Genomic DNA, 12,177 nt, shown 5'->3' on the forward strand with positions numbered 1-12,177 from the left:
ATGAAAAAATATATACCATTATTGGCTTTATCGGCCTTGTCATTATGCTCTTGCGCCGACTTTCTGGATGTGCAACCGGAAGGAAATCCTGCTACTACATCCTATTTTTTGAATGATGAACAAGCAATTGATGCCATCGACGGACTTTATGCGCCTATCCATCAGGAAAAGGGCTTCGGACGTGAATTGTTTTGGGAACAAGGGGCAGCCTGCGATATTGTTTGGGCTAAGACACGCGGTTACAATTCATTGGCAACATTTGACTATACCGGTAATGAAGATCCTATTAAGGGAGGATTTGATTTATTCTATCAAAATATGGCTCGTTCCAACTGGATTATCAAGCAGTTGCTTGACAAAGAGAAGAAAAGTGGATTGAGCGCAATAGAACATCGTAGCTTGGGCGAAGCCTTTTTTATGCGTGGCATGGCCCATTTCTGGATTGCTTACCGTTACGGAACGAAAGAACAGGGAGTTCCTTTCGTACGCTACGAAGATTTTGAGGGGGACTATGATAATTCTATTCCTCCACAGCAGGCCTCTGTAATCGATGACTATAAGTATATTATAGAAGATATGGATAAAGCTATCTCTTATTTGCCTAAATTTGAGGAATATACAGATGACGATAAAGGGCGTCCGCATAAAGCTGCCGCTGTGGCTTACAAGGCTAAAGTATATGCTTATTGGGCTACTTGGGATGCAACCCAGTGGAATAATGTGATTACTATGGTTAATTCATTGGAAACTGATTATAACCGTGACTTGGCTGACACTTTTGCTGAAATATTCTCTTCTGATTTTAAAGATTTTTGGAACAAGGAGTATATTTGGTCTATTCCTTCCAACGGCGGTTCTTCCGGTGGTGGTGTTGAATTTGTAGGTGTGATTCTTGAAGACAAAGGCTGGGGTGTGTATAACGGCTGGGGACAGATTAAGCCATCTTATGATATTTATGAAGAGATGGTGAAAGACGGTGTAGGTAATGAACGTCTGGTACGTTCCATTTTGGAATATAATCAGGAATTCCAGTTCTTTGGCGAAAAACGTAAGTTCTATTCTGATACGAACCTGGATGTAGGTTTCCAAATCAATAAGTATATGGATCCCTTTAAGCATAAGGATGCCGATAAAGAGGGGTATGTAAACACGAATGGAAACTGGCCGACTGCCCGTATAAACTTCCCGTTGATTCGTTTTGCTGAAATGTTGCTGTTCCGCGCGGAGGCTTATCTGATGACAGACCAACCGGGTAAAGCCAAAGAGGACTTGAACCGTATTCGCAAACGGTCTAACCTGACAGAATTGACTGAAAACCCTACTATGGCGGATTTGTATCACGAACGCCGTTGTGAATTAGCTTTTGAATATACCGACCATTTGTTCGACCTCAAGCGTTGGCATCGTTCTTCAAATGCTGAAATTAAACAACTGGCAGAGAAGGAACTGAACGCTAGTCCACGTATCCGTAAGTATGCAGACCGTTCTAATCCTGAATCCAGCTTTACTATAAAACCTTATGGTGACTATAAGGTAAAGAGTACTTATAAAGATTATATGATGGTATTCCCATATCCGTATGACCAGATAACTAAGTCTAATGGTAAGTTGAAACAGAATGACGGCTATAATTAATCTTTCTTTTTGAAAGATATCCATCATGAAATAGAACATTAGTCTGATCTGCAAGGATTGACATCCCAAAAGGTAGCAATCCTTGCAGATAAAACTTTCAAACATGTAATTTGATGAAATTTAAAATTCTTACATGTGCAGTCATTGCATTTTTTGTTTTCAGTTCTTGTTCGTCCGGTAAACAATCCCCTGTTGACTATGTCGATCCCTTTATAGGGACGGGGTTTCATGGTCATACTTATCCGGGTGCAAACCGTTCCTTTCGGTGGGGTACAATTGAGTCCCGACACCCGTGCCGGAAACTGGGATGCTTGTGCGGGATATCATTACAGTGATACTACTTTAAAAGGCTTTTCGCATACTCATCTTAGCGGAACGGGATGTATTGATCTGGGCGACATACTGTTTCGTCCCACCACTCAAAGACCTGACTTAACTGCGGAAGGAAGCATTTGCCGGCCGGCAGCTTTTTCCCACAAAGATGAGAAGGCATCAGCTGGATATTATTCGGTACTGCTGAAGGATGAAGGGATAAAAGCCGAATTGACCGCAACTACTCATGTCGGTGTGCACCGGTACACATTTCCTTCTGCCAACCCTGTGACTATGATCATTGATTTAGCTCATTTGCTTGATAATGAATATATTTATGAAGCCGAGTTAGAACAGACGGCTTCCAATGAAATTGCAGGAATGAGAAGAACCAGAGGTTGGACAGATAACCAATATGTTTATTTTGTTGCCCGGTTCTCGAAACCTTTTCAAACTGTTGGTTTTGTACAGGATAGAAAGATGTTTTCTGCTGAAGCTAAATTGACCGGCACGGATTTGCAAGCCGTTCTTACGTTTGACGATAAAGACAGTGAGCCTGTTATAGCCAAAGTAGGACTATCCATAGTCAGTGTGGACAACGCGCGTGAGAATCTTGACGCTGAAGTAAAAGATTTCGATTTTGACGCAGTGCGTGCTGCCGCCCGTAGTGCTTGGGAACAGGCACTTTCATCCATTACTGTGGAGGGAGGCAATATAGACGATTTGAAGAACTTCTATACCGCTATGTATCACGCTATGGTTGTGCCCGATGTCGTGAGTGATGTCAACGGTGAATTTCGCCGGCACAATATGGAGATAGGTCAGTTGTCTAAAGGTAAAGTGCAATATTCCACTTTTTCCCTTTGGGATACTTTCCGTGCGTGGAATCCCTTGATGACGCTGATTGATACTACATTGGTCACTAATATGATCGATTCTTATCTTGATATTTACGATGCTTCAGGTGAACTTCCCATCTGGCCGCTTTCTGCCGGAGAAACGGGAACTATGATCGGATACCATTCGGTTTCTGTTATTGCTGATGCCTACTTGAAGGGAATCAGAGGCTTTGATGCGGAAAAAGCATTAGAAGCAATGATTGTTTCTTCTGAGAAGAATAAGAAAGGTGCGGATTACTATATAAAATATGGCTTTATTCCTTCGAACATTAAAAAAGAATCCATATCTTGTCTGTTGGAATTTGCTTATGATGACTGGTGTATTGCACGTATGGCACAGGAGATGGGAAAAGAAGATATTTGTCAAAAGTACATGGAGCGTTCGCAGAACTATATCAACGTATTTGATGGTTCTACAAAGTTTTTCCGCCCCAAACGGATGGATGGTAATTGGGAAACGCCATTCAATTCTGTTGAAGTGGGACGTGCCTATACCGAAGCTACTGCCTGGCAATATCGTTTTTTCGCCCCTCACGATGTGAACGGAATGGCACAACTGTTCGGAGGAGAGGAAGAGTTTATCACTGCACTTGATTCTATTTTCACTGTAGAATCGGGTGTGAAAGGCGACCTTGTGGACATTACTGGCCTAATAGGACAATATGTTCATGGGAATGAGCCGAGTCATCACATCGCTTATTTGTATGATTATGTAGGACAGCCTTGGAAGACACAAGAGATGACACGCCGGTTGCTTCATGAAATGTATAAGCCTGTGCCCGGGGGAATCATAGGTAATGAAGACTGCGGGCAGATGTCTGCCTGGTACATACTATCTAGTCTGGGTATCTATTCTGTATGTCCCGGAAGTAATGAATTTGCGCTGACCAGTCCTCTGTTCGAGAAAGCGGTTGTCAATTTGGCAAACGGAAAGACGCTGACTATTCTTGCCAACAACCCGAAGAAGAATATTTATATCAGTAAAGTAGAGCTGAACGGCAAGCGGATAGATACCAATTTCATCACTTATGCACAACTGATGGAAGGTGGTGAACTTCGTTTTACTTTAACCGATACACCGGATAAGACCCGGGGAATTTCAGCAGAGGCCGCTCCTTATTCCTATACCCGCGAAAATGTGGTGTCCATTCCTTATGTGGATAGAGATTTGAATCTCTTTATGGATAAAACAGAAATCACTCTTGCTACGGCAACCGCAGGAGCCGGAATCCGGTACACGTTAGACGGAAGTGAGCCGACAGAGTCATCTCCACTTTATGAGAAACCGTTCGAGTTGGATAAGACCACTCAGATAAAGGCAAAGGGATTTAAGGAAGGTTTCCGCCCAAGCAAAGTCTTGTCTATTCAGGCTACCAAAGCCGAATTGAAAGCTGCACTTCCGGTGAATCCCATTTTAAACGGTACTTCTTATAAGTATTTCGAGGGTACATATCAGAAAGTGGCGGATATTGAAAAGACACCTTTGCTTGAAACGGGCATCATGTCGGAACCTTCCATCAAGGATGCCAAACAGGAAGATCACTTTGGTTATATATTTACCGGGCTTATCAACGTCCCCGAAGATGGAGTCTATACTTTTCAGACACGCTCGGACGACGGCAGTGTTTTGTATATAGACAATGAACTGGTGGTGAATAACGACGGTTCTCATGCCGCTATTCCTGCTACCGGACGTATTGCTTTAAGAAAAGGTTTTCATCCTTACAAACTCTACTATTTTGAAGATTATGAAGGCGAACATCTCAGTTGGGCGTGGAAACTTCCTTCTGCAGAAGAGTTTGAACCTGTTCCTGCTTCAACTTTATATGTGAAATAATAAACAATACTACCATGAAAAAAATAGCTTTTTTATCTTTGCTAATACTTGGTGCATCATGCAGCCAAGTGAAACAGCAGCCTACCAAGCCTGCACCAATCAATGTAATGTCATTCAACATTCGTTATGACAACCCGGAAGACAGTCTGGACAATTGGAAATTCAGGAAGGACCGTGCGGCTAATGCTGTCCGATTCTACGATGTCGATGTATTGGGCACGCAAGAAGTGCTTCATAATCAATTGGAAGACCTCAAGCAGCGCTTGCCGGAGTACGGAGTCGTAGGTGTAGGCCGTGAGGATGGAAAGGAGAAAGGAGAGTATAGCGCTCTTTGGTATAAGAAGAATCGTTTTGATTTACTTGATTCGGGATATTTTTGGTTGAGCGAAACGCCCGAAGTGCCCGGTTCTAAAGGATGGGATGGTGCTTGCGAACGTATCGCTTCGTGGGCGAAACTGAAGGACAAGACTTCCGGCAAGGAATTCTTTGCCTTGAACACTCATCTGGACCATGTAGGCGTAGTGGCACGGCGCGAAGGAATCAGCCTTATGCTGGACAGAGTGAACCAATTGAGTGGCGGACTGCCGGTGATTGTTACAGGGGATTTCAATTCGGAACCGGAATCGGATGTCATCAAGCACGTGACTGATCCTGCTAATCCGGAACATCTGACGGATGCTCGTCTTGCGTCGCCTGTTGTTTACGGTCCGGCATGGAGTTTTCACGACTTCGGCAAGATTCCTTATCAGCATCGCCCGTTGATTGACTATGTGTTCGTTCGCAATGGATTTGATGTGCTTAGATATGGTGTACTCGCCGAAACGGAAAATGAGGCTTTTCTGTCAGACCATGCACCGGTTTTAGTGACAGTTGAATGAGAGTTTTAAATTGTACAAAAGAAATTATTGATAAAAATAATGACAATGAAGAAGATGTGGAAAAACTGCATATTGGCAGTATTGGTAGTTGTATTATTGCCTGCCTGCGCATTTGCGCAAGATCGTCGTGACAAGGAACAAACGTATGTGTTGGAACATCCTTATGAAGTAACCAAGATAGCTCCGCCCAAAGGGAAGAAGATTAAAAATGTTATTCTGATGATTGGTGACGGCATGAGTCTTATGCATGTTTATTCTGCATGGACTGCCAACCGTGGAAAGTTGTATCTGGATAATTGCCAGACAGTAGGTCTTTCTAAGACTTACTGCTCCAATAAACTGATTACTGACTCCGGTGCAGGTGGTACTGCGTTGGCTACCGGACACAAGACGAATTATCATGCCGTAGGCGTAGATACGGAAGGACGTCCCTTGAAGTCGTTGGTGGATTATGCTGCCGCAAAAGGCAAATCAACCGGTATAGCAGTGACCTGCCGTCTTTGGGACGCTACTCCTGCCGACTTCTGCTGTCACAATAAAGATAGGGATGCCGAAGCGGAGATTGTGACGGATTATGTGAATTGCGGCGTGGATTACGCTTTTGGCGGTGGTGCCAAGCTTTTCGAAAATCGTGAAGACGGTCGCAATCTGTTCGAGGAACTGCGTGCCAATGGTTATCAGACTCCTCGCAGTTGGGAGGAATTGGCAGGTATAAAGAGCGGAAAAGTATTTGCTGTTCCTTATCCGGTAGACACCCCGCTTCCGGCAGAACGCGGTGATCTCCTTGCACGCGCTTCGCTGAAAGGCATCGAGTTGCTGAACCAGAACAAGAATGGTTTCTTCATGATGATAGAAGGCTCACAGTTGGACGATTACGGTCACTTTAACGACCTTGACTTGTTGATGCAGGAAACGCATGACTTCGACCGTACGATCGGTGCTATTTACAAATGGGCTGCCGAAGATGGAGAGACGTTGGTGGTAGTTACCGCCGACCATGAAACCGGTGGACTTACGTTGGTGGACGGTGACTTGCAGGAAGGTAAGATTGTATGTAAGTTCTCTACGGGTGGTCATAGTGGCGTGATGGTTCCGGTCTATGCTTTTGGTCCCGGAGCCGAAGAATTCACCGGTATTTATGAGAATACTGCTGTTTGCGACAAAATAAAGAAATTACTCGGTCTATAAATTCATAAACAACTATTTCCCATGCTGAAACACATTATATTTGCATGCTTGCTTTCTTGCCCGGCAATGACTGTGCTGAATGCTCAAAGCTGTGGTAATGATGACAAATATCATCTGCCTTATAAAAATACCTATGTCAAAGAACCGTTAGTCACCGAGAATGAGTACCGTGTGGCAAAACCCGAGACAATAGAACCGAAGAGCTTTAAAGAAGCCCGGAAAATTCTGCCGTGTCCCATTTGGAGCGGGCACGAGAAGGAACTGGAGATGTATTGGAGAGCATGGGAAATAGCTATCGGCAATATCCGTGCTCCCCAACCGGGTTCCGGATTTGTTTCCAGTTATCTGGATACCGCCTATAACGGAAATATCTTTATGTGGGATACCTCTTTCATTCTGATGTTTGCCCGTTACGGCACCCGCTTCTTTCCTTTCCAGCAAACATTGAACAATTTCTATGCCAAACAACATCCCGACGGTTTTATCTGTCGCGAAATAAAGGCGGACGGTGCCGACTGCTTCGAACGCTATGACCCCACCAGCACCGGCCCCAATCTGATTCCCTGGTGCGAAATGGTCTATTATCACCAGTTCGGTGATATGGAACGCCTGCACAAAATATTTCCGGTGCTTTGCGGTTATTACAAATGGCTGAAACTGAACCGTACCTGGCGCAATGGAACCTATTGGTCGAGCGGATGGGGGACTGGTATGGACAATATGCCTCGCGTACCGGCAGGTTATAACCCTATCTACAGTCATGGGCACATGATTTGGCTGGACACCAACCTGCAACAACTGTTCACAGCCAATCTCCTTCTCGAAATGGGGTTCTACCTTGAACGCTGGCAAGAAATAGAAGATTTTGAAAGCGAAGCTCAGATGCTGAAAGAATACATCCATGACAATCTTTGGGATGAAGAGTCCGGTTTCCTTTATGACCAGTATGCCGACGGCACACTTTGCAAAACGAAGGGATAGGGGCTTACTGGGCATTGTTCACCGATGTGCTCGATACCACCCGACTGGATCGTTTAGTGAAAGAACTGGATAACCCCGCCACCTTCAAACGTAAATACCGGATTCCTTCTTTATCCGCCGATAACCCCAAGTACAAGGATAACGGCCGCTATTGGCAAGGTGGAATATGGCCGGGTACTAACTACATGGTGATGCAGGGGCTTGTAAAGAAGGGCTATCGCAAACTAGCGAGAGAAATTTCCCTCAACCACTATTCCCAGGTGTTGGAAGTATTTAAGAAGACAGGAACCTTTTGGGAATATTATGCTCCGGAAAGTGCCGAACCGGGATTTATGGCAAGAAAAGAATTTGTAGGATGGACCGGTCTGCCGCCCATTGCCGAATTGATAGAGTTTATCATTGGTATTCAGGGAGACTATGCCACAAAGCAGATTGTCTGGGATATGAATCTGACCGAGACTAACGGAATCGAACGATATCCTTTCGGTCCTGATGGAGTGATTGGCATGAAGGCGGAAGCACGCCGTTCAGCAAGCGATGAACCTCACATCACAGTAGATTCAAATATAGAATTCGAGTTGCTTGTGCTCTATGGTGGAAAAGAGAAGAGGATTCAAGTTACCCCCGGTAAGCATACTTACTAACAACCAACATTGACCATGAAAAAGAAAATGTCACGACGCCAATTCTTGAAGACCGGAGGGCTTGCTTTAGCAGCCATGACCGTGCAGCCCTCTTCCATGTTTTCCGCGTCTTCAATCCCTAGTTTGAAATATGTTTCCTTGCGTCCGCCTAAGGAGAAGAGGCATTTTGTTTCCAAGGCTGTAGAAGCAACCATTGAAGAAACAAAGCAAAAGATAAAGGATGAAAAGCTGCGCTGGATGTTCGAGAACTGTTTTCCTAATACACTCGACACCACCGTCAGGCACGGATTGAAAGATGGACGTCCCGATACTTTTGTTATCACAGGTGATATTGACGCTATGTGGCTACGTGACTCTTCTGCACAGGTATGGCCTTACCTGCCGTTGATGAAAGGCGATAGCGACCTTCAGTGGATGGTGGCAGGATTGGTCAACCGACAGGTGAAATGTATACTGACAGATCCCTACGCCAATGCTTTCAATGACGGTCCGTTGGGTAGTTATTGGGAAACGGATCACACACAGCACATGGTGAAAGAACTGCATGAGCGCAAGTGGGAAATAGACTCTCTATGCTATCCCATCCGTTTGGCATATCACTATTGGCAATTGACGGCCGATGTTTCAGTGTTTGATACGAACTGGCATGAAGCCATGAAGCTGGTAGTGCAAACCTTCAAGGAACAACAACGCAAGCAGGGCTTGGGACCCTATAGCTTTACCCGCGATTGTGACCGCCCCACTGATTCGCAGATAAATAATGGCTGGGGAGCACCTGTCAAGCCCGTCGGGCTCATCGTTTCTTCTTTCCGGCCTTCGGACGACGCTACCCAATACGGTTTTCTGATACCGTCCAATATGTTTGCAGTTGTATCGTTGAGGCAGTTGGCGGAGATAGAGCACAAGGTATGCAAGAATGAAACCTTTGCCGAAGAATGCGCGGCGTTGGCCGACGAAGTGGATGCCGCCATTCGTAAATACGGAACTTTCAACCATCCCGTCTGCGGACGAATTTATGCCTTTGAAGTTGATGGATTCGGCAATGCGCTTTGCATGGACGATGCCAACGTTCCCAGTCTTCTGGCTGCTCCTTATCTCGGTTACTGCTCTATCAAGGATGCTATCTATCAGAATACCCGCAAAATGATCTGGAGTGATAACAATCCCTACTTTTTCAAAGGCAAGGCAGGTGAAGGAGTGGGAGGACCTCATGTAGGACTGAACTATATTTGGCCCATGAGCATCATAATAAAAGCTTTCACTACGGACGATCGCGAAGAAATCGCGGCTTGCTTGAGGCAGCTTCGTGACACGGACGGAGGAACTGGTTTTATGCATGAATCTTTTCATTCGGAGAATGCTTCGGATTTCACCCGTTCTTGGTTTGCATGGGTGAATACTTTGTTTGGAGAGCTTGTGCTCAGAACCATTCGTGAATTCCCTGATATTTTAACACAAAGATTATGAAGAAAGTATATTGGATAATTGCCGTTTTGTTAACACTGATTTCTTGTGGGGAGGGCCGTCATACTTCCATACAGGCTAATGGCATTATTCCCCTTCCCAATGAAATAGTTATGGGACGGGGAACCTATATTCTGCAAGGCGAAACGAGTGTGGCCATCTCGGAGGATGAAGCCTCACAGAAAGTTTTCCGCTACTTAGCTGATGCATTGAAGAACACTTCTGTCACTCTGAAGCGTGTGTCTCAAACAGAGCCGGGGGATATTTGTTTTCTGATAGACAGTTTATTGCCGGATGAGGCTTACACATTGGATGTTTCCTCCGGTGGCATAAAAATAAGTTCCAATGAAACTGCAGCAGGATTGTTTTATGCTATCCAGTCTCTGTTGCAACTTATGCCGGCGGAGATTTATAATGCCGGCAGGAAGTATGATGGAAAGATAGAAATACCAGCAGTCAACATGACAGATGTTCCCCGGTTTCCCCATCGCGGGGCCATGATGGACGTAGGCCGTAATTTTCAGCCTAAAGAAGAGGTGTTGAAGTTTCTCGACTTGATGGCCATGTATAAACTCAATAAGTTTCATTTTCATCTGACGGATGACCAGGGGTGGAGGATAGAGATTAAGAAATACCCCAGACTTATTGAAGTCGGCTCTCATCGCAACCAGACCCAGGTAGGGCATTGCGACTACTATTATCCGCGGCGTTTCGACGGAAAAGAACAAAGAGGGTTCTATACGCAAGAAGATATAAAAGAAATCGTAAAATATGCCTCCGACCGTTTTATTACCGTTATTCCTGAAATTGAAATGCCGGGACACGCTTCCGCTGCATTGGCGGCTTATCCGGAACTCTCTTGCGGATTGGGGAAAACGTATGTTGTACGCGATTATTTTGATGTCTTTGATGAAGTCTATTGCCCGAAAGAAAATACATTCACCTTTCTGGAAGATGTACTGACAGAGGTTATGCAACTGTTTCCCAGTCATTACATTCATATCGGTGGCGATGAGTGTCCGAAGAAAGCGTGGAAGAAATGCAGCCATTGTCAGGCATTGATGAAGCGTGAAGGACTGGAAGATGAAGAGGCTTTGCAGAGTTGGTTTATTCATCGGATGGAGCGATTCGTGAATAGTAAAGGGCGTGATATCATTGGCTGGGATGAGATTTTGGAAGGGGGGCTTGCCCCTAATGCTACGGTAATGTCGTGGCGTGGAGAAGAGGGAGGTATTGAAGCTGCCCGTCAGAAACACAAGGTTATTATGACTCCCGGAGATAGATGTTATTTTGACCATTATCAGGAAAGTCCGGAGTTTGCACCGTTGGCTATCGGCGGTTTCCTTCCATTGGACAGCGTGTATGCTTATGATCCGACTCCTGCCGTACTGACTTCCGAAGAGCAGTCTTACATCATAGGTACACAAGCTAATATCTGGGGAGAGTATATCCAGACCCCTGAATATTTTGAATACATGGCTTTCCCCCGCCTGTTGGCGATGTCTGAAGTGCAATGGACACAACCGGGAAATAAGAATTTCGATTCATTCCTCCGCAGGTTGGACAAAGAGTTCAGGCGACTGGATTTTTGCGGAGTTAATGCTTGCCGGAACTTTTATGAAGTGAACTTCACAGGAGCATGGAACGAGTCTCTCCAAACTTATGAAGTGACTATGAAGACATTTTGTCCCAATGCGGAGATATATTATGCAGTGAATGATTCTGTACTGTCTCCCTCCTCTTCCGGTTTTTACACGAAGTCCGTCGGTTTGTCCGCAGATGCTACTGTTTATGCGGTAGTATATAGAGATGGAAAACCATTGGGAAAGCCTGTTCATCAATCTTTTGTTGTAAACAAAGCTACCGGACGTCCCTATCAATGCAAGCCACTTCCGTCAGCAGAGAAAGTAAATGAGGGCATCGGCCTGACGGACGGGATTCGCGGTTATGCACGTGATTTGCGTCGTTGGGTCATCTTCAGGGGAGATACTGTTCGGGTGACAGTCGATCTTGGTAGGACTATGCCTGTAAGCAAAGTAGCTTTCGCTTCTTTGTGGCGTCCCTATGATATGCTTTGGCCGGTAAGCGAACTGCATATTTCCACTTCTGCGGACAACAAGGTGTTTACTTCTGCGCACAGTGGAAAGTTCACCTATGATTTCACGCCTACCGAAGGCACTTGTTTTCCGGCATCGCTCTCGTTTCCGGAGATAATGGCACGATATGTCTGCCTTGAATTTGTCTACGGCGGCCCGTGCCCGAAAGGTTACTATCACGAAGGACAGCCAAGCAGACTGGCTATTGATGAGATAGAATTATATTGATCTTAAAAAAAATGT

At 45.1% G+C, this 12,177-nt stretch carries 5 protein-coding genes and 2 pseudogenes; all 7 read left to right on the forward strand.

Annotated elements, in window-relative coordinates; all coding sequences use genetic code 11:
- A complete protein-coding gene (locus NXX38_RS13050; protein WP_258979648.1) occupies nt 1-1,635 on the forward strand; it encodes a RagB/SusD family nutrient uptake outer membrane protein in 1,635 nt (544 codons plus the stop codon).
- 113 nt (nt 1,636-1,748) lie between these two features.
- A pseudogene (locus NXX38_RS13055) lies at nt 1,749-4,683 on the forward strand (GH92 family glycosyl hydrolase).
- A 14-nt stretch (nt 4,684-4,697) separates the two neighbouring features.
- Entirely contained in the window at nt 4,698-5,561 is an 864-nt protein-coding gene (locus NXX38_RS13060) for an endonuclease/exonuclease/phosphatase family protein (RefSeq protein WP_148364372.1), read from the forward strand.
- Nucleotides 5,562-5,615: 54 nt separating this feature from the next.
- Nucleotides 5,616-6,749 (forward strand): alkaline phosphatase, encoded by a 1,134-nt coding sequence (locus tag NXX38_RS13065; RefSeq protein WP_370540792.1) that lies wholly within the window; start codon nt 5,616-5,618, stop codon nt 6,747-6,749.
- A gap of 21 nt (nt 6,750-6,770) precedes the next feature.
- A pseudogene (locus tag NXX38_RS13070) lies at nt 6,771-8,374 on the forward strand (MGH1-like glycoside hydrolase domain-containing protein).
- Nucleotides 8,375-8,389: 15 nt separating this feature from the next.
- Entirely contained in the window at nt 8,390-9,841 is a 1,452-nt protein-coding gene (locus tag NXX38_RS13075; protein ID WP_234131904.1) for a glycoside hydrolase family 125 protein, read from the forward strand.
- Nucleotides 9,838-12,162, forward strand: coding sequence for a beta-N-acetylhexosaminidase (locus NXX38_RS13080; protein ID WP_258979649.1), 2,325 nt, complete (start codon nt 9,838-9,840; stop codon nt 12,160-12,162). Before NXX38_RS13075 ends, NXX38_RS13080 begins: the two co-directional genes overlap by 4 nt.
- Nucleotides 12,163-12,177 lie beyond the last annotated feature (15 nt).

It is taken from the genome of Bacteroides sp. BFG-637, from assembly GCF_024793605.1.
In the GTDB taxonomy this organism is placed as follows: Bacteria; Bacteroidota; Bacteroidia; order Bacteroidales; family Bacteroidaceae; genus Bacteroides; species Bacteroides vicugnae.